At 54.5% G+C, this 18,701-nt stretch carries 22 protein-coding genes; 7 read left to right on the top strand and 15 right to left on the bottom strand.

Features of this window, described 5'->3' with window-relative positions:
* Window positions 1-49: 49 nt before the first annotated feature.
* Both cycA and bamJ read right to left on the bottom strand, forming a co-directional pair.
* A complete protein-coding gene (gene cycA / locus AC2T6E_RS12410) occupies window positions 50-1,459 on the bottom strand; it encodes a D-serine/D-alanine/glycine transporter (protein ID WP_325828338.1) in 1,410 nt (469 codons plus the stop codon).
* Window positions 1,460-1,770: 311 nt separating this feature from the next.
* The gene (bamJ, locus tag AC2T6E_RS12415) at window positions 1,771-2,391 is read right to left on the bottom strand and encodes a BamJ family beta-barrel-assembly machinery protein (RefSeq protein ID WP_172411118.1); all 621 of its coding nucleotides are present in this window, start codon (window positions 2,389-2,391) and stop codon (window positions 1,771-1,773) included.
* 232 nt (window positions 2,392-2,623) lie between these two features.
* Between bamJ and AC2T6E_RS12420 the strand changes: the two genes are divergently transcribed.
* On the top strand, window positions 2,624-3,259 hold the full coding sequence (locus AC2T6E_RS12420; protein ID WP_108417885.1) for an OapA family protein: 636 nt from the start codon (window positions 2,624-2,626) through the stop codon (window positions 3,257-3,259).
* A gap of 45 nt (window positions 3,260-3,304) precedes the next feature.
* On the opposite strand, the gene AC2T6E_RS12425 is transcribed toward AC2T6E_RS12420, so the two are convergent.
* The 5 genes from AC2T6E_RS12425 to rpsF form a co-directional block, all read right to left on the bottom strand.
* Window positions 3,305-4,234 carry a DMT family transporter gene (locus tag AC2T6E_RS12425; RefSeq protein ID WP_089599118.1) on the bottom strand — a complete coding sequence of 310 codons (930 nt, stop codon included), beginning with the start codon at window positions 4,232-4,234 and terminating at the stop codon, window positions 3,305-3,307.
* A 152-nt stretch (window positions 4,235-4,386) separates the two neighbouring features.
* Window positions 4,387-4,836 carry a 50S ribosomal protein L9 gene (gene rplI / locus AC2T6E_RS12430; RefSeq protein WP_008502894.1) on the bottom strand — a complete coding sequence of 150 codons (450 nt, stop codon included), beginning with the start codon at window positions 4,834-4,836 and terminating at the stop codon, window positions 4,387-4,389.
* A gap of 41 nt (window positions 4,837-4,877) precedes the next feature.
* Window positions 4,878-5,105: a 30S ribosomal protein S18 gene (rpsR, locus tag AC2T6E_RS12435; protein WP_000135199.1), complete on the bottom strand. Its 228-nt coding sequence runs from the start codon at window positions 5,103-5,105 to the stop codon at window positions 4,878-4,880.
* A 4-nt stretch (window positions 5,106-5,109) separates the two neighbouring features.
* Complete coding sequence (gene priB, locus AC2T6E_RS12440) at window positions 5,110-5,424, bottom strand: primosomal replication protein N (protein ID WP_008502895.1); 315 nt, start codon at window positions 5,422-5,424, stop codon at window positions 5,110-5,112.
* A gap of 6 nt (window positions 5,425-5,430) precedes the next feature.
* Window positions 5,431-5,826, bottom strand: coding sequence for a 30S ribosomal protein S6 (gene rpsF, locus AC2T6E_RS12445; RefSeq protein WP_014068637.1), 396 nt, complete (start codon window positions 5,824-5,826; stop codon window positions 5,431-5,433).
* Window positions 5,827-6,169: 343 nt separating this feature from the next.
* Here rpsF and yjfY point away from each other — a divergent pair, with 343 nt between their 5' ends.
* On the top strand, window positions 6,170-6,445 hold the full coding sequence (gene yjfY / locus AC2T6E_RS12450; RefSeq protein ID WP_010427445.1) for a DUF1471 family protein YjfY: 276 nt from the start codon (window positions 6,170-6,172) through the stop codon (window positions 6,443-6,445).
* Between the two features lie 139 nt (window positions 6,446-6,584).
* On the opposite strand, the gene AC2T6E_RS12455 is transcribed toward yjfY, so the two are convergent.
* The 6 genes from AC2T6E_RS12455 to ulaA are packed head-to-tail and all read right to left on the bottom strand — an operon-like array spanning window position 6,585 to window position 10,992.
* A complete protein-coding gene (locus AC2T6E_RS12455; protein ID WP_126816391.1) occupies window positions 6,585-7,271 on the bottom strand; it encodes an L-ribulose-5-phosphate 4-epimerase in 687 nt (228 codons plus the stop codon).
* Complete coding sequence (locus AC2T6E_RS12460; protein ID WP_010427449.1) at window positions 7,264-8,124, bottom strand: L-ribulose-5-phosphate 3-epimerase; 861 nt, start codon at window positions 8,122-8,124, stop codon at window positions 7,264-7,266. Before AC2T6E_RS12460 ends, AC2T6E_RS12455 begins: the two co-directional genes overlap by 8 nt.
* Before the next feature lie 9 nt (window positions 8,125-8,133).
* On the bottom strand, window positions 8,134-8,784 hold the full coding sequence (gene ulaD, locus AC2T6E_RS12465; protein ID WP_023334265.1) for a 3-keto-L-gulonate-6-phosphate decarboxylase UlaD: 651 nt from the start codon (window positions 8,782-8,784) through the stop codon (window positions 8,134-8,136).
* A gap of 12 nt (window positions 8,785-8,796) precedes the next feature.
* Window positions 8,797-9,264, bottom strand: coding sequence for a PTS ascorbate transporter subunit IIA (gene ulaC / locus AC2T6E_RS12470; protein ID WP_013095304.1), 468 nt, complete (start codon window positions 9,262-9,264; stop codon window positions 8,797-8,799).
* Window positions 9,265-9,273: 9 nt separating this feature from the next.
* Window positions 9,274-9,579, bottom strand: coding sequence for a PTS ascorbate transporter subunit IIB (gene ulaB, locus AC2T6E_RS12475; RefSeq protein ID WP_000218355.1), 306 nt, complete (start codon window positions 9,577-9,579; stop codon window positions 9,274-9,276).
* A 12-nt stretch (window positions 9,580-9,591) separates the two neighbouring features.
* Window positions 9,592-10,992, bottom strand: a complete 1,401-nt coding sequence (ulaA, locus tag AC2T6E_RS12480) for a PTS ascorbate transporter subunit IIC (protein WP_182403226.1) — start codon at window positions 10,990-10,992, stop codon at window positions 9,592-9,594.
* Between the two features lie 358 nt (window positions 10,993-11,350).
* On the opposite strand from ulaA, the gene ulaG reads away from it, so the two are divergent.
* On the top strand, window positions 11,351-12,415 hold the full coding sequence (gene ulaG, locus AC2T6E_RS12485; RefSeq protein WP_010427455.1) for an L-ascorbate 6-phosphate lactonase: 1,065 nt from the start codon (window positions 11,351-11,353) through the stop codon (window positions 12,413-12,415).
* A 110-nt stretch (window positions 12,416-12,525) separates the two neighbouring features.
* Entirely contained in the window at window positions 12,526-13,281 is a 756-nt protein-coding gene (ulaR, locus tag AC2T6E_RS12490; protein ID WP_042713424.1) for an HTH-type transcriptional regulator UlaR, read from the top strand.
* Here ulaR and yjfP read toward each other — a convergent pair.
* A complete protein-coding gene (gene yjfP / locus AC2T6E_RS12495) occupies window positions 13,278-14,000 on the bottom strand; it encodes an esterase (protein WP_454539727.1) in 723 nt (240 codons plus the stop codon). The genes ulaR and yjfP overlap by 4 nt on opposite strands.
* A gap of 138 nt (window positions 14,001-14,138) precedes the next feature.
* On the opposite strand from yjfP, the gene bsmA reads away from it, so the two are divergent.
* The 3 genes from bsmA to AC2T6E_RS12510 all read left to right on the top strand — a co-directional run bounded on the left by bsmA (window position 14,139) and on the right by AC2T6E_RS12510 (window position 16,994).
* On the top strand, window positions 14,139-14,468 hold the full coding sequence (bsmA, locus tag AC2T6E_RS12500) for a biofilm peroxide resistance protein BsmA (RefSeq protein ID WP_071985399.1): 330 nt from the start codon (window positions 14,139-14,141) through the stop codon (window positions 14,466-14,468).
* Between the two features lie 148 nt (window positions 14,469-14,616).
* A complete protein-coding gene (gene yjfN, locus AC2T6E_RS12505; protein WP_139157912.1) occupies window positions 14,617-14,892 on the top strand; it encodes a DUF1471 family protease activator YjfN in 276 nt (91 codons plus the stop codon).
* A gap of 170 nt (window positions 14,893-15,062) precedes the next feature.
* Window positions 15,063-16,994, top strand: a complete 1,932-nt coding sequence (locus tag AC2T6E_RS12510) for a methyl-accepting chemotaxis protein (RefSeq protein WP_486691999.1) — start codon at window positions 15,063-15,065, stop codon at window positions 16,992-16,994.
* On the opposite strand, the gene AC2T6E_RS12515 is transcribed toward AC2T6E_RS12510, so the two are convergent.
* The gene (locus AC2T6E_RS12515; RefSeq protein ID WP_454539726.1) at window positions 16,991-18,613 is read right to left on the bottom strand and encodes an isovaleryl-CoA dehydrogenase; all 1,623 of its coding nucleotides are present in this window, start codon (window positions 18,611-18,613) and stop codon (window positions 16,991-16,993) included. The two genes, AC2T6E_RS12510 and AC2T6E_RS12515, sit on opposite strands and share 4 nt — an antisense overlap.
* Between the last annotated feature and the right edge of the window lie 88 nt (window positions 18,614-18,701).

Here is an 18,701-nt window from a genome sequence, read left to right on the forward strand (position 1 = left end):
GGAGAGGGTGCAAAAACTAAAAACGGCAACCGAAGTTGCCGTTTTGCTTTTACCTTACGCCAGCCATCCGTTTCTTACCGATAAACATCCAGCCCAGCCCCAGCGCGATAAACCACAGCGGCGTGACGATCAGCGCCTGACGGGTATCATCTTCCAGCGTCAGCAACACCAGCACGAAGACGAAGAACGCCATGCATACCCAGCACATCAGCTTGCCCAGCGGCATCTTGTAGATCGATTTCTCATGCAGGTGTGGACGCTGTTTGCGGTACACCAGGTACGAGCACAGGATGATGGTCCAGACGAACATAAACAGGATCGCAGAGACCGTGGTAATCATGGTGAACGCGCCAATCACGCTCGGGTTGACGTAGAGCATCACCACGCCGCCCAGCAGGCAGATGCACGAGAAGGTCAGCCCTTTCGCCGGTACTGCACGTTTAGACAGCTTGGCAAACGCGCTCGGGGCAACGCCCTCCTGCGCCAGACCAAACAGCATACGGCTGGTGGAGAACACGCCGCTGTTTGCAGATGAAGCCGCTGAGGTCAGCACCACGAAGTTAATCAGGCTCGCGGCAGCAGGCAGACCCACCAGCACGAACAGCTCAACGAACGGGCTCTTGGTTGGCACCACCGAACTCCACGGCGTCACGGACATAATCACGATCAGCGCGAAGACGTAGAACATGATGATACGCAGCGGAATGGAGTTAATGGCGCGCGGCAGGGATTTCTCCGGATCTTTGGTTTCCGCAGCCGTGGTGCCCACCAGCTCAATCCCGACAAACGCAAACACCGCTATCTGGAAGCCCGCAAAGAAGCCGCTAAGGCCTTTCGGGAACCAACCACCGTCATTCCACAGATGGGTAAATGATGCCTGAACGCCGGTTGGCGACTGGAAGTGCGTCAGTACCATCACCAGGCCCACAACAATCAGCCCCACGATAGCGACGATTTTGATCATCGCGAACCAGAACTCCATCTCGCCGAACATTTTCACGGTGGCGAGGTTCAGGCTCAGCAGCAGGACAATCACCGCCAGCGAAGCCACCCAGTCCGAGAGGCCGGGGAACCAGAATTGCGCGTACGCCGTGATGGCCACAACGTCAGCCATACCGGTGACAACCCAGCAGAACCAGTAGGTCCAGCCGGTAAAATAGCCCGCCCATGGCCCCAGAAGGTCGGAAGCAAAGTCGCTGAAAGATTTGTATTCGAGATTCGAGAGCAGCAATTCACCCATTGCGCGCATCACGAAGAAAAGCATAAAACCGATGATCATATAAACGAAGATGATCGACGGCCCGGCAAGACTGATGGTTTTGCCTGACCCCATAAACAGCCCGGTACCGATGGCACCCCCGATAGCGATAAGCTGAATATGACGGTTTGTGAGATTGCGCCGTAGCGACTGTTCAGACGACGCCTCTTCGTCGGCGACGACTTTGACCTGATCTACCATGTGATATTTTCCTGTTTATGCCTGTCTGTGTTGTTAAGGCTCTTCTGGCCTTTAAATACGTCAAAGAATGACGGTCCCTTGTAAGGGCTAATCGATATTAGGTAAGAATCGGCGGGATGAATACTATGATTTGAATATTATGTTAATAATATGTTGAAAGTGAGTGTCATATCACTCATACAGCGCGAAACAGCTCACAAAAATACACGCAACAGTTTCGTTTGCAAGATAAAATGTTGATTGCGTCGTAACTATAGGTTTTATCACTATTTTCCTCTCCCCGGACGGAGAGAGGAAATAAGAAAAGCCGATTACAGAATTTCCAGCAGCTCGACTTCAAAGACCAGGGTGCTGAATGGCGGAATGGACGCACCCGCGCCACGCTCGCCATAGGCCAGGTTCTGAGGAATGGTCAGTTCCCATTTGGAGCCAACAGGCATCAGGGTCAGCGCTTCGATCCAGCCCGCGATAACGCCGTTAACCGGGAATTCAGCCGGTTCGCCGCGTGCAACAGAGCTGTCGAACACGGTACCGTCAATCAGTTTGCCGGTGTAGTGAACGCGAACGTGGTCGGTGCGTGCCGGGATCGCGCCGTCACCCTGGTTGATCACGCGGAACTGCAGGCCCGATTCGGTGCTGTTCACGCCTTCGCGCTCGCGGTTCTCTTCCAGGTATTTCACGCCTTCTGCTGCCATCTCTTCGAAGCGCGCGCGACGCACAGCGTCAGCACGTTCGTGAATTTCACGCAGCGCGCGGTGCACCACGTCAACCGGAACAGCCGGATGATTGCCTTCCAGCGCGTCAGCGATACCCGCCACCAGCGCTTCCGGTAACAGACCTTCCAGGCCGGATTCGCTCAGCTGCTGTCCTACCTGCAAGCCGATGCCGTAGCTTGCCTGCGCTTCGATAGTGTCAAAAGTCGGGGTGGTCATGGGTTTTCCTTCCATCACATTTAAAGTAGCGGGCAGCATATCAGCCATGCCCTTATGGGTAAAACTTTGTCTTAAGTAAAGGTGACAAACTGCGGCGAAACAGAAACAATAGAGCCAGTCAGGATTTTCCCAAATATGTGTCACGAAAGCTGGCTTTGTTACGCCCATCAGGCAGTTAGCAAACTACACTTCTCAGGACAGGATAAAAAAGACGCGGAGCAGGAGGAGAGCCATGCCCGGGCGATTTGAACTGAAACCTACCCTGGCGAAAATCTGGCAGGCGCCAGACAATTTTCGCATTATGGACCCGCTGCCCCCTATGCACCGCAGAGGCATTATCATTGGCGCGCTGCTGGTGATCGTGGGCTTCCTGCTTCCTTCTGGCGGGGACGACGTTGATACCGCGCCGGTGACCCGCAATGCGCAACTGGATATCCAGTCGCAAACGCGACCGCAGCCGGACGCGCAGCCCATGCAGACGCAGTTGGTGACGCCATCCAACGATCCAGGCCAGGTCGCACCTGTAGAGCCTGAACCCGTTCAGGAAGAACAACCGCAGGAGCAGGCCGCTGCGCCACAGGTTCAGCAACCGACAGGCATTGAACAGCAGTGGCGTTCCTATCGCGTTGAGCCGGGTAAAACGCTCGCGCAGCTGTTCCGCGACCACAACCTGCCTGCTACGGATGTCTATGCTATGGCGCAGGTGGAAGGTGCAGGCAAGCCGCTGAGCAACCTGCAAAATGGACAGATGGTGCAGATCCGCCAGAACGCCAGCGGCGTGGTGACCGGCCTGACGATCGATACCGGTAATGGCCAGCAGGTGCTGTTTACCCGTCAGACCGACGGCAGTTTTATTCGCGTACGCTAGTTCTGCAGGCCGGGTAAGGCGTAGCCGCCACCCGGCACACTGTTCTCAGGCACTCCGCTTATTCACCCACCAGATCCCCGAACAGACCAATACCAGCGCAATCGCATATTTGATATCCAGAATATTTTCCCCGAGGAAAATAGCGGATAAGACTGTGCCTGCCACCGGCACAACGAAGTTAAACGGCGCAATCATACTGACGCGGTTGACTTTCAGCAGCACGCTCCACAGCGCAAAGGCGACGGATGAGAGCAGCGTCAGATACCCCAGCACGGCGATGGCCTTCATACTGTGCACTTCCAGCGTTCCGCCTGTTGCATATCCTCCCCCCACCAACACCAGTCCACCGATAGCCAACTGCCAGCCGGTCATCACCGTGGGATCGACGGTCTGGGAGATACGTTTTCCGTAAAGCGTGGCAGCGGAGAGAATAAAAGCAGCCAGCACCACAAACCCGTCACCATTCCAGACAAACTGGAAATCGCTTAACCCGCTGTGGAAGTTCACCAACATCACCCCGGCAAACCCGAGAATACAGCCCAGCGTTTTGTTATAGCTGAGTTTGTCGTTGTGGTAGATAAAGTGCGCCAACAGCACGCTGAAGAAGGTTCCAGTGGCGTTCATGATTGAACCATTCACCCCCGTCGTGTAGGCCAGGCCTATATAGAAGAAAGTGTACTGAATAGTCGTCTGGGTCAGGCCGAGGATGGTGAGCTGGCCAAACTGTGTGGGCGTAAGCCTGCCAATCGGTTTTCGCTGGGCCAATGCAAACAGCAGCAGCAACACACCGGCAAACAGGAAACGGTATCCGGCAAACACCACTTTCGATGGAATATCATCGGTTGCGATCTGGAAAAGCTCATAACCACTTTTTATGGCCGGGTAGGAGCTACCCCAGAGCAGACAGCAGAGCGTGGCGCAGGCATAGGCCACATTTCGGCGAGCAAAGACAGGCGTGGGCAGAGCGGTATCCATGACAAATCTCATAAATAAAATTGCGTTTCAATTTATTATCAGAGAATGCGACAGGAATCGCTACCATACAAGAAGAAATGATGAATTCTGGTCCCTCAGAAAAGCAAAACGCCGGCACAAGGCCGGCGCTTCGACGTGAGCAGAGTAAAAAATTACTCAGCTACTACGTTAACAACCAGTTTAGCGAACACTTCGCTGTGAACCTGGAAGTCAACTTCGTGCTCACCAGTGGTACGCAGAACGCCGTTCGGCAGACGAACTTCGCTCTTAGCCACTTTAACGCCTGCTGCAGAAACTGCATCAGCGATATCGCGGGTACCGATGGAACCGAACAGTTTACCTTCGTCGCCAGCTTTAGACGCGATGGTAACAGTGCCCAGTGCGTTGATTGCTTCAGCGCGAGCGTTAGCAGCCGCCAGAACGTCAGCCAGTTTGGCTTCCAGTTCAGCGCGACGTGCTTCGAAAAACTCAACGTTTTTCTTAGTAGCTGGAACAGCTTTACCCTGTGGAACCAAGAAGTTACGTGCGTAACCCGCTTTAACGTTAACCTGATCACCCAGGCTGCCCAGGTTTGCTACTTTATCAAGCAGAATAACTTGCATTACCTTATCCTCTTAAAGTCGTATTAATGGACCGTGCCCGATTACTGATGACGATCAGTGTACGGCAGCAGGGACAGGTAGCGAGCGCGTTTGATAGCGCGAGCCAGCTGACGCTGGTATTTTGCACGAGTACCGGTGATACGGCTTGGGACAATCTTACCGCTTTCGGTGATGTAGTTTTTCAGCGTTGCGATATCTTTATAGTCGATCTCTTGAACGCCTTCCGCGGTGAAACGGCAGAACTTGCGACGACGGAAATAACGTGCCATATGGCTAGTCTCCAGAATCTATCAAATCAATCTGCTCGGCATGCAGAACCATTTTGCTCAGGCCGTTCTTTGCCTTGTGGCAAGAGATGAACCCCTGAACGATTACTGCGCTACCGACCGTTAAACTGTGAGTAATGGCCTGGTTTTCGTGTCCGCTAATAATAACGGGCATTTGGCACCACGCCTGCCGGTGAAACCCGGCTTCCTCTTGCACAGAACGATGCTCAAGCACGAACTGGCAATGCGGAATTCCTGATGGACTGACCTTTCGAAGGGGAGCCCTGCATACGATGCCGGACAACGCCAGACGGTTGGTCATCAGAAATTACTCTTCAGAATCCCCAGCATCAGAATCATCTGCGGTTTCGTTTGCGAAATCATCGCGACGCTCACGGCGCTCGTCTTTCGCTTTAACCATCGGAGATGCTTCGGTAACTGCGTTTTTGGTACGCATAACCATGCTGCGGATAACGGCATCGTTGAAGCGGAAGGTAGTTTCCAGCTCATCGATCACTTCCTGCGGCGCTTCAACGTTCATCAGAACGTAGTGTGCTTTGTGCAGTTTGTTGATCGGGTAAGCCAGCTGACGGCGGCCCCAGTCTTCCAGACGGTGGATCGTACCTTCTGCACCAGTGATGGCAGCAGAGTAACGCTCGATCATACCCGGAACCTGTTCGCTCTGGTCAGGATGGACCATAAAAACGATTTCGTAATGACGCATCGAATTGCTCCTTACGGATTATTCAGCCTCCTGTCTGGGTCAGCCGAGGCCCGGGGAGGCAAGGAACGTGTTAAAGGTCGGCTGAAAAATTGACGCGTCATAATACTTGCGCGCCCCTGGAAACTCAAGCTGATTGCACAAATAATTCGCACAAAGCGCGAAGCGGGTCTAAGTCGGTGATTTAAAATTAATCACACCGAGAAGCGTTGTTTTTTTGAACAACACCATCAGAAATGGTCACTCATCGCGCAGCGATAAGGGATTACACTTTTATCAGAGCCCATCTAAACCGAGAAGGAGCAGGACAAACCGTCACACAGCACGCAGTCGTGGAGCGCATATCATGAAAAAAATCGCATTAGCTATAATGGCGGCGCTTTTGCTCAGTGCAAACGCGATGGCAGCCATCAAGATAGACAGCCGACAGGCCAGAAACATGGATGATGTGCAAAGCTTGGGCGTAATTTACATCAATCATAATTTCGCCACGGAAAGTGAAGCAGATCAGGCATTAAACGAAGAAACCGATGCCCAGGGCGCAACCTATTACCACGTGATGTTAACCCGTGAGCCCGGCAGCAACGGCAACATGCACGCCAGTGCAGATATTTACCGATAACGCTTTAACGCTAGCACCAGGAAAGCCAACAAAGAGAACATAGCCATAGTTTGACTTGCCCCCTGCCCGGGGGCTTTTTTTGTGAATGGCTCCGGAATACCACCGGTTACAACTGTTTTTGGTATTCCAGAGCACTTATTCACTTCTGCCCGTAATAGGCATTCGGGCCATGCTTACGCATAAAATGCTTGTTCATCAGGTAATCATCAATGCCCTGAAGCTGTGGATTGATGTCGCGGGCAATCCACGCCATTTTGGCCACCTCTTCCATCACCACGGCATTATGTACCGCGTCGTGAGCATCTTTACCCCAGGCGAACGGGCCGTGCTGGTACACCACAATCCCCGGCGTATGCAGCGGTTCACTTTCGCCCAACGTTTCGATGATGACCTTCCCGGTGTTAAGCTCGTACTCGCCTTCCACTTCAGCCTGCGTTAATGCGCGCGTGCAGGGAATGTCGCCAAAGAAGTAGTCCGCATGCGTCGTCCCAAGAGCCGGTATGGGCAGTCCCGCCTGTGCCCAGGCAGTCGCGTGCGTGGAGTGGGTATGCACCACGCCGCCAAGGGACCGATAACGCCGATACAGCGCCAGATGGGTGGCGGTATCTGATGAAGGCCGCCATTTGCCGTCAACGACACGCCCTTCGAGATCCACCACCACCATATCTTCAGCTTTCATGGTGTCATACGCCACACCGCTCGGCTTGATCACTACCAGACCCTGCTCGCGGTCGATAGTGCTCACGTTGCCCCAGGTGAACGTGACCAGGCCATAGCGCGGCAGATCCATGTTAGCTTCAAAGACCTGCTGTTTAAGCTTAAGCATGTTCAGCCTCCAGCAATCCCGCCCGCGCCATACGTTCGCGCACCCAGTCCCGCGCTTTCACGACTTCGGCAGCCGGGTCGGCTGACGTTTCGCTCCACATCTCAATCAGGTAAGGCCCGCAATAACCCGTCTGTTTGAGCGTTTCGAAGCACCGTTCGAAATCCACCACCCCGGTGCCGAACGGAACATTTTTGAATACGCCTGGACGGGTATCTTTGACGTGCACCGCCACGATATGACCGACGCCAGCCTGCAGCTCCATCTGTACGTCGTTATCCCATGCCGACAGGTTGCCGATATCGGGATAAAGCTGGAACCATGGATTATTGAGATAGTGCGCGTAGCCCAGCGCCTTGCTGATGGAGTTCATCAACGGGTAGTCCATGATCTCCATCGCCAGCGTGACCTGCGCGCGACTTGCCATCTCAACGCTCTCTTTCAGACCATCGCGGAAACGACGGCGCGTTTCATCGTTGGCTTCCTGATAGTAAACGTCATAACCCGCCAGTTGGATCACGCGGATACCGACATCCTGCGCAAAGCGAATAGCTTTACGCATGATCTCCAGCCCCTGCGCGCGTATGGCATCATCTTCGCTACCGAGCGGAAAACGGCGGTGGGCACTCAGACACATGGACGGCACGCGCACGCCCGTTTCAGCAATGGCGCTCACCAGTGCGAGCCGCTGTTCACGGCTCCAGTCGAGACGAGAGAGGCGCTCGTCTGTCTCATCCACGGACATTTCGACAAAATCGAAGCCCAGCTGTTTTGCCAGTTGCAACCGCTCCAGCCAGCACTCCCCCGCAGGGAGTGCCTTTTCATAGATGCCAAGCGGGACCTGTTTTGACAACATACCCGCTCCTTAGCCCCAAAGCTGAGCGATTGAGCGTTTAAACTGACGCGCCGCTTCCACCGGAGACGCCGCATCACGAATGCTACGACCGGCAATAAAGACGTGAATTGGAATGCCCTGGAACAGCGGCAGATCTTCCAGCGCCAGGCCGCCGGTGACGGTCACTTTGAAGCCCATATCCGCCAGACGTTTGATGGCGCTGATATCCGCTTCACCCCACGCCACGCCTGCAGCCTGCGCATCACGGCTACGGTGGTAAACCACCTGCTGAATGCCCGCGTCACGCCACTCCTGCGCCTGCTCCCAGGTCCAGAAGCCGGTCAGTTCAATCTGCACGTCGCCGTTAAACTCTTTTGCCACGTCCAGCGCGCCTTTCGCAGTGTTGATATCGGCACAGCAGATCACGGTGACCCAGTCAGCATTCGCTTCGAAGCACATGCGGGAAAGGATTTTGCCTGCATCGGCGATCTTGGCATCCGCCAGCACGATTTTATGCGGATAGAGCGCCTTCAGGTCGCGAACGGCGCGAACGCCCTCACCCACGCACAGAATGGTACCCACTTCAATGATGTCGACTTCTTCCGCGATCAGGCGGGTGGTTTCGTAAGCGTGGGACAGCGTTTGGTTATCCAGCGCAACCTGCAACATTGGTAATGACATGTTCAATTCCTCTTAGACTGCCGCCGCAGTGGCGTTATCAATTAAATCCAGCACTTCCTGCTCGGTACGGCAGGCGCGTAAACGGTCGAAATTGGCTTCGTCATCAAACAGATTGACGATCTGCATGATGCCCACCTCCTGGTGGGTGTTGGCATCCACGGCGGCCATGGTGATCAGGATGTCGACCGGGTCGTTATCTTCATGGTTAAACACCAGCGGCGTTTTCAGCGTCACAAGGGCAAAGCCGGTTTTTTTCACGCCCTCTTCAGGGCGGCCGTGCGGCATGGCCAGCCCTGGCGCAATCACAAAGTAAGGACCGTGCTGCGCCACGCCATCAAGAATGGCCTGGTAGTAACGCGGCTCGACAACGTCAGCCTTAACCAGCAGATCCACGCTCAGCTTCACCGCCTCCTGCCAGGTGCTGGCCTCCGCCTGCAAAAGGATGGAGTTATTTTCTGCCAGCGAATCACGTAATTTCATGTTTCGTCCTTACTTCACGTCTTGAGGGAAGTGCTCTTTGATCACTTCCAGCAGTTTTGGGCCGAAATCCGCAGGCGACAGCATATTGCGCACGCCCACCACATATTTGTTGCCCGTCACGGTGATCTCACCGGCGATGTGGGTAGAAGCGATGATGATGTCTGCGCCGTTCAGCTCACTTTTGTATTCGCCCACTGCGCAGCTGTTCACCGTGTGGTCGATGTTTGACTGGGTTAAAAACTGATCCACTTTCATCTTCATGATCATGGAGCTGCCTTGCCCATTGCCACATACAGCCAGGATACGTACGGTCATAATCGAAACTCCTTAATGAGCAGACACTTCTGCTGTTTGTTTTTCCGCATCTTCTTCAGCTCGCAGAGAACGGCCAGCGAAGAACATATAAGCCAGTGCAATCAGAATGATGACGGCCATAAAGACCAGTCCGATGGAGGCAAAGCCCTGCATCATCGGCGGGGCCAGAATTGACCAGTCCGCCATGCCCATCCAGGCGCTCATACCGGTGAGCTTGACGGCCCACACGCAACCGAAGATTTCAACCATGCCCATGACCAGGCAGATCTTGAGCGCTGCGCGCCAGCCGCCGAAGTGGTTAGCGAAGACGCCGATGGTGGCGTTGGAGAAGAACATCGGGATAAAGCCAGGAATAATCAGGATTGAAGAGCCGCAGCCGACCAGGATGCCCACCGCAATCAGCTGGCCGATGGTGCCCCACATAAAGCCCCAGACCACCGCATTTGGCGCAAAGCTATAGATAGCAGCACAGTCAATCGCCAGCACCGCACCGGGGATCAGGCGTTGGGAGATACCGTTGAAGGCTTCCGACAGCTCGGCGACGAACATACGCACGCCCTGAGTGATGATGAAAATGGCCACCGCGAAGGAGAAGCCGGTCTGCAGGATATAGACCGTCCAGTGGGTTTTACCCGCCATCGCCTGAACGACGTCAATGCCGAAGGAGAGCAGAATGGCGCCGAAGAAGATGGTCATCACAATCGCCGTTGAAACGATGTTGTCGTGGAAAATATTCAGCCAGCCCGGCAGCTTGAGGTCTTCAACGCTCTCTTCTTTTTTGCCCAGGTACGGCGCAACTTTATAGGCAATCCATGAGGCGAACTGCTGCTGGTGACCGATGGAGAAGCCGCAGCCGTCAGTCACTTCCTGGGTTGGCTTGTACATCATGTTGGAGGTGATACCCCAGTAGAGCGAAACCAGCACCGCGGTGCAGATAATCGTGGTCCACATTGGGTAGCCGAAGATATAGAAAGAAACCGCAATCAGCCCCGCCTGCTGGAACATGATATGGCCGGTCAGCATGATGGTGCGAATGCCGGTAATGCGGCGCAGCAGAACGTAAATGATGTTCAGGGCCAGGGCGAGCAGAACCGCATACCCCACCCAGCTATAGGCATCACCCATGCGGTCGATGGTCGCCATCATTGAGGCGTAGGTGTCAGAGATGGCACCGTTGATGCCATACACTTCCGACATTTTGGCGACGACCGGCTTAAAGGTGCTGGTCAGAATGCCTGAACCCGCCTGCAGCAACATAAAACCAATAATGGTTTTGATGGTGCCTTTGATAATCACGCTGACGCTTTTTCGCAGCAGGATATAGCCCAGGCACGTCACGATACCCAGCAGCAGCGGGGCGTTGGTCATTACCTGATTAAAGAACACGGTAAAGACGTTGTAGAGGATCTCCATAACTCTCTCCAGAAATGAGAACACGAGGGGCAATCCCTGTGTGGTTGGTGCCATCACTCTAGTAATCACAAATAATCACCACAAGATTGAATTTGATTATTTGTGACGTATCACGCAAATTATTTCCATGGTGTTAGTAATGATTTTCACTACCGTACATGAAAAATAAATTAATCTTTATAATTCATGCAATTAATGATTAATAGTGGATAGTCTAACAAGTAAAAAACGGATAATCCGTGAAGTCGAACAGATAAAATTCACCATATTTACCATTGCAAAACGCGTCAAATGATGCCAGCATCAATCACAACAAATCACATTGTGATTAATTTTGATTAAACCAGGAGTCAAAACGATGAGTAAAGTGAACACCATCACCCGTGAATCATGGATTCTGAGCACCTTCCCGGAGTGGGGTAGCTGGCTGAATGAAGAGATCGAGCAGGAACAGGTTGCTCCTGGCACGTTTGCAATGTGGTGGCTGGGCTGTACCGGTATCTGGCTGAAATCAGAAGGTGGCGCCAATATCTGCGTCGATTTCTGGTGCGGCACCGGCAAGCAGAGCCACGGCAACCCGCTGATGAAAAAAGGCCATCAGATGCAGCGCATGGCGGGCGTAGAAAAACTGCAGCCGAACCTGCGTACCACACCGTTTGTGCTTGATCCATTTGCGATTCGTCAGATCGACGCCGTCCTCTCTACCCACGATCATAACGATCATATCGACGTGAACGTGGCTGCAGCGGTGATGCAAAACTGCGCGGACGATGTGCCGTTCATTGGGCCGCAGACCTGCGTGGATCTGTGGATCGGTTGGGGCGTGCCGAAAGAGCGCTGCATCGTGATGAAACCGGGCGATGTAGTAAAAATTAAAGACATTGAAATCCACGCGCTGGATGCCTTTGACCGTACAGCATTGATCACCCTGCCTGCCGATCAGAAAGCAGCAGGCGTGCTGCCAGATGGTATGGACGAACGTGCGGTGAACTACCTGTTTAAAACCCCTGGCGGTTCTCTGTACCACAGCGGTGACTCCCACTACTCCAACTACTATGCGAAGCACGGTAACGAGCATCAGATCGACGTGGCGCTGGGCTCCTACGGTGAGAACCCGCGCGGCATCACCGACAAAATGACCAGCGCCGATATGCTGCGCATGGCGGAAGCGCTGAACACCAAAGTGGTTATTCCGTTCCACCATGATATCTGGTCAAACTTCCAGGCAGACCCGCAGGAAATCCGCGTGCTGTGGGAAATGAAAAAAGACCGCCTGAAGTATGGCTTCAAGCCGTTCATCTGGCAGGTCGGTGGCAAGTTCACCTGGCCACTGGACAAAGATAATCTGGAATATCACTACCCACGTGGTTTCGATGATTGCTTCACCATTGAGCCTGACCTGCCGTTCAAGTCCTTCCTCTGATTGTGAAGTCAAATCGCCAGACCTTGTGTCTGGCGATGTCATATTTATTTTAGTAATTTCACGCTATTTCAAATATCATCTTTTCAAATCAATTCTTATCGGAATAGCTCATGACGGAAGCGCAACGACATCAAATTTTACTGGAACTCCTGGCGCAAACAGGGTTTATCACCGTTGAGAAAGTGATCGAACGATTAGGCATTTCTCCGGCAACCGCCCGACGGGACATCAACAAGCTGGATGAAAGTGGCAAACTGAAAAAAGTCCGTAACGGTGCGGAAGCCATTAGCCAGCAGCGTCCGCGCTGGACGCCGATGAACATTCATCAGGCGCAGAACCACGATGAAAAAGTACGGATTGCAAGAGCAGCATCACAGCTGGTCAACCCTGGCGAAAGCGTTGTGATCAACTGCGGCTCCACGGCGTTTTTACTGGGGCGGGAGATGTGTGGCAAACCGGTGCAAATCATCACTAACTATTTGCCGCTGGCCAACTATCTCATTGACCAGGAGCATGAAAGCGTAGTGATCATGGGCGGTCAGTACAATAAGAGCCAGTCCATTACGCTCAGCCCACAGGACAGTGAAAATAGCCTCTACGCCGGACACTGGATGTTCACCAGCGGTAAAGGCCTGACCACGGATGGGCTGTATAAAACCGATATGCTGACCGCCATGGCGGAGCAAAACATGCTTAACGTGGTAGGCAAGCTTGTTGTGCTGGTCGACAGCAGCAAAGTGGGCGAGCGCGCAGGCATGCTGTTCAGCCGTGCCGAGCAAATCGACATGGTGATCACCGGTAAAAATGCCAACCCGGAGATCCTCCAGAAGCTGGAAGATCAAGGGGTCAAAATTCTTCGGGTTTAAAGGTGCTGGCGGAAAAAGCTCACCGTGGCATCCAACGCCGTCGGCGTAATACGATGACGAACGCCCGCCTCCCAAAGGCAGGTTAAATTGCCGTCCAGCCCTTCATTCTTTAACGACTGCTGTAAACGGAAAGTTCCGTCAGGCGGAACCACATCATCCGCATCGCCGTGCCACAGCAGCAGCGGGCGATTGGCCAGGTGCGGTAACTTTTGGGTGACGTCCCATTCCGCCAGCGCCACCTCAATGTCTTTTGGGTTCTGCGAAGGAAACAGCGTCTGTGAAAGCGAAGTGAAGTAGCCCGACCCCATCAGGCAAGCGACGGATTTCACCTCCGAATGATGCGTCATGATCCCCAGCGCCGTCATCCCCCCCATTGACGCCCCAGCAACCGCCAGGCGATCGTTCTCCACCAGCCCGGTCTCAAAAAGCGCATCGCGCAGCCCTGCGAATTCCGTCAGGCTACCGTGCAAGATTTGCCAGAACTGGCCGAGCCGCGCCTGCTCGTTGCCCGAAAATCGCGCGCCATGATCCGGAGCATCCGGCATAACAACGCGGAATCCAGCCTGCGCCAGCGCCACAGCAAAATAGCTATAAACCAGTTTTGACGAGGTAAACCCATGATAAAAAACCACAACTGGCAGCGGCTGCTCACTTTTTCCGGTGGGGAAAGCATGTAATATTTCGCGGTCACCAAGGCGTCGCGTTTCGAGTTCAATCATTGTCGCTCCTGTACTGATGAATGATTCATAATGTTTGAGAGCTGGATTACGGTTTCTGGATATTTTCATTCGAAATCTTCGCCTCAGATAACACTTCGGGAACATTCCCCCAAAACTAAATTTACAGGCAACTACACTATGGCTATCAGGAAACGAGATATGGTTATGCGCAGGTTTGCTGCTTTATTGTTTGTGTTTCTGCTCAGTGGCTGTAGCGCGCTGCAGGGGACACCGCAACCCGCTCCGCCGGTCGCCGATCACCCACAGGAAATTCGTCGTAATCAGACTGAAGGATTACAGCGAATGGGCACTGTCTCCGCGTTGGTTCGCGGTTCCCCGGATGACGCGGAAGCCTCTATTGAAGCACAAGCCGCAGCCGCCAAAGCAGATTATTACGTCATCATTATGATCGACGAAACCATCATTACGGGACAGTGGTACTCGCAGGCGATTTTGTACCGTAAGTAATGGCGATCGTTTGAACGACATTTACACTGCTTTGCGTCCATAGACATTTTCCTGTCCACAATAAACTCCATGCCTGCACCAATGGAAGTGAGTTTATTTGCGAAGGATTGCCCGGCGGATACCGGAGACATGTGAAATGGAGCTGACGATGAAACGAACTCTTGCCTTGACCACACTGTTGCTCTCAGCTGGCCTTGTGAGCACAACCGCACAATCAGCTGAATTTGCCAGTGCTGATTGCGTGACTGGCCTGAATGAAATAGGCCAAATCTCCGTGAATAACATTTCGGGGAGCCCGCAAGACGTTGAACGTGTCGTTGCATTAAAAGCCGATGAACAAGGTGCTTCCTGGTATCGCATCATCCAGATGCAGGAAGATAACCATGTCGATCATTGGCGGGTACAAGCCATCCTCTATGTTTAACCCCTCCTGATAAAAGCCACTTAATTTTAGTGGCTTTTCGTTTTTGCAAATCTTTTATCTTTTTCAAAACCATCCAAAAACAAACAAATAACATTTTGTTACATTAATAGCATAAATGTTATCGCTGCTCTGCCGTTGAACAGGCATACCTTTTCAATGATGAGCAATTTATGATCAATTCGTTCCGCCGTGCGGGTCTGGGCACTAAGCTATCGCTGCTGACCGGTATGAGTGTCGCCATTCTGTTTCTGCTTTTCACTTTTCTGCTCAGCCATAAAGCCAGCCAGCAGCTTGAAGAGCTTGCCGTCGAAGATTTGCATAACCAGTCCACCGGCATGGTCGATATGGTGCAGATGTTTAATACCAGTCTGAGCGAAGAGGTCGAAAGCTATACCCGACTGTTCACCACTTTCCTGCCTCAGCCATTTACGGTCGATACGAGTCAGACCCGCACCATTAGCGGGATCAATGTGCCTTTGCTGAAAGGCGGTGAATCTGAACTGCATGAAAACAATGCTTTTTCTGACGACTTTCTGAATCGTACGGGCGCAATCTCCACGCTGTTCGTTCGCAGCGGTAACGACTTTATTCGCGTTGCCACCTCTCTGCGCAAGGAGAATGGCGACCGGGCGATGGGAACCCTTCTGGATACCACCAGCCCGGCGTTTGCGGCCGTCACCAGGGGCGAAGTTTACCGTGGCCTGGCGCTGCTGTTTGGTAAACGCTACATCACCCAGTACCAGCCGGTTAAGAATGGTGAAGGCCAGGTGATTGGGATCATCTTTGTTGGGGTAGATATCACACACTCCTGGAACGTTATGCGAGAGAAAATCCTCAACCGTCGGCTGGGTGAGAGCGGGCACTTCTATGTGCTGGATCGCAGCCACGGCAAAACGCGCGGGCAGTTCCTGTTCCACGGCAGTGAAGAGGGGCAACTGCCGAAGTGGGACAGCGCCACCCAACAGCAGCTGCTGAGCGATGCCTCCGGCACGCTGGAGCGCGTAAGCGACGACGGCCGCACGCTGAAAATGGCCTATACGCCGCTGCCGGGCTGGAACTGGACCATCGTGGGTGAAGTGGATAAATCGGTCCTTCTCGCAAGCGTCAACGCCATGCGTGACCGGTTCTTGCTGGCGGGCGTGGTGATTTCCGTGCTCTTCGCGGGCCTGTTTGTGATGCTCATTCGCCGGATGCTGACCCGCCCGCTGCGTAACGTGATCGAGCTGGCCCGCCAGTATGCCGCAGGCGATCTGCGCGCCAGCCTGCCCGTAACGCGTCAGGATGAGGTCGGCCAGCTGGTTGATGCCATCAACGGTATTGGCGATGGGCTGCAAAAAATTGTCCTGCAGGTGCGTGAGGCCGCGGGCGAGATCCATTTGGGCACCAATGCGCTGGCTTCCGACACCGGAGAAATCTCGGAGCAGATCAACAAGCAGGCCAGCAGCGTGGAAGAGACTTCCGCCAGCATGGAGCAGCTGGCCGCCACCGTGCAGCAAAATGCCGCCAACATGGAGCAAACGCAGCAGCTGGTGGGTGAAACCTCGCTCGCGGTTCATCAGGGCGGTGAGACAGTCACCCACGCGGTGTCGACTATGGATGATATCCGCGATGCCTCTAAACGCATTGAGGACATTACCCGCGTGATTGAGTCCATCGCGTTCCAGACTAACATTCTGGCGCTGAATGCGGCGGTCGAAGCGGCTCGCGCGGGCGAACATGGCAAAGGCTTCGCCGTGGTGGCGCAGGAGGTTCGCGACCTGGCTGCACGCAGTGCCAACGCGGTGAAGGAGATTGAACACCTGATTGGCGATACGCTGAACAAGGTAAGCGAAGGCCACGCGCTGTCAGAAAAGACGCGTCTGGCTATGGACGCCATCATTGTTCATATCGATAACATCAGCCAGCTGGTTACCGAGATCAACCACGCTTCCCGCGAACAATCCGCGGGGATTGGGCAGGTGAATCTTGCCATGACGCACATTGGCGAAGCGTCGCACATCAACGCCGACCGCGTCTCGCGCAGCGAGCAGACCGCGCACACGCTGCGCGAGAAAGGCTCACACCTCACCCAACTGGTCAGCCTGTTCCAGCTAAAAGGCTAACCGACTCTGCCCGTGGCGCGCAGCAGAAGGTCATTTTGCACCTGCTCGCTCATTAGCGTTCCGCCACGGGTATCCAGCATCATGCGGCACCACGCCTGCGCCACGGGCGGTGAAGCGTGTCGCAGCATCTGGCTTCCGGCACCCAGTAAAAAGAGCTGTTGAGCAATCTCCCGGCCCTGTGCCTCCTGCGGCTTACGCAGTTTTTGCTGCAGCTGGCGCCAGCTGCGGTCGAAGTGTCTGTCCTGCCCTTTTACCTGCGCAAACTCGTCTGCAAGCAGATCGTGGATCCCCGGCTGCTTCGCCAGCACGCGCAGCACGTCCAGGCACATGATATTGCCCGATCCTTCCCAGATGCTGTTGACCGGCATTTCACGGTACAGACGGGGAAGTTCGCTCTCTTCGCAATATCCGATCCCCCCCAGCACCTCCATCGCCTCCGCGACAAATGGGATGCCCGCTTTACACACGCTAAATTTCGCCGCCGGAGTGAAGAGCCGCGCCCAGGCAGCTTCTTGCGGATCGGCACGCTTGTCCCACGCGCGGGCCAGGCGGAACAGCAGCGCCGTGTGCCCCTCCAGCACCAGCGCCATACGGCTTAACACCTCACGCATTATCGGCTGGTCGATAAGATTTTTACCGAAGGTTTGCCGCTGATGGGCATGATAAAGCGCCACCGACAGCGCCCGACGCATCAGTCCGTGGCTGCCCAGCGCGCAGTCGAAGCGCGTCAGACCGCCCATTTTGAGTATCTGCCGTACCCCTTCACCTTCTTCCCCCAACAACCAGCCGGAGGCATCGAGGAATTCCGCCTCGCTGCTGGCGTTGGAGCGGTTCCCGAGCTTGTCCTTGAGGCGTTCCAGGCGGACGGCGTTGCGTTGTCCGTCGGGTAAAAAGCGCGGCACAAAAAAGCAGGATAGCCCGCCCTTAGCCTGGGCCAGCACCAGATGTGCATCGCTTTGCGGCACGGAGAAAAACCATTTATGCCCCACCAGCCGGTAGCTGCCGTCGCTGCATTTTTCCGCTTTGGTGGTATTGCTGAGCACGTCTGAGCCGCCCTGCTTTTCCGTCATCCCCATACCGATCAGCAGGCCGCGCTTTTGCGCGCCGGGGGCCAGATGCGGATCGTAGCGATCGCTGAGCAGCGGCGTGAGCCAGTCGTGAAATATTTTGGGGAGCGCCTGCTGCAGCAGCGGCGTGGCGGCGAACGTCATGGTGACAGGGCACAGCGTGCCGGCCTCCACCTGAGCATGAAGCACAAAGCGCGCGGCCCGAGCGACAAACGCCCCTTTACGCGCCTCCTCTTCCCACGCCAGGTTATGCACGCGGTTGGCGCAAAGCCCCTGCATCAGCAGATGCCATGCCGGATGAAAACGCACGTCGTCCAGCCGCTCGCCCGTGGCGTCATAGCGTAACAGCTCGGGCGGGTTGACGTTTGCCAGCCTGCCAAGCTCCAGCGACTCCGCGGTACCTAATTGCTGCCCGATACTGGCGAGCAACTCAATATCCCACTCGGCGCCTTCACGCGTAACCGCATCGCGCAGGGCGCAGTCTGAGAGAAAAAGGTTGCTGTTGGAAAGCGGTGCCGGTTGATTGAAAACGGTGTGGGTCTGCCAGTGCATGCTGTCTCCCTCCTTCAGTGGCAATGACGATAAGTATGGACAGACCGCGCGCACGCTGCATGGGAGGGGAATCACACGTTCACGATCC

Source organism: Enterobacter sp. B79-1 (genome assembly GCF_057444735.1).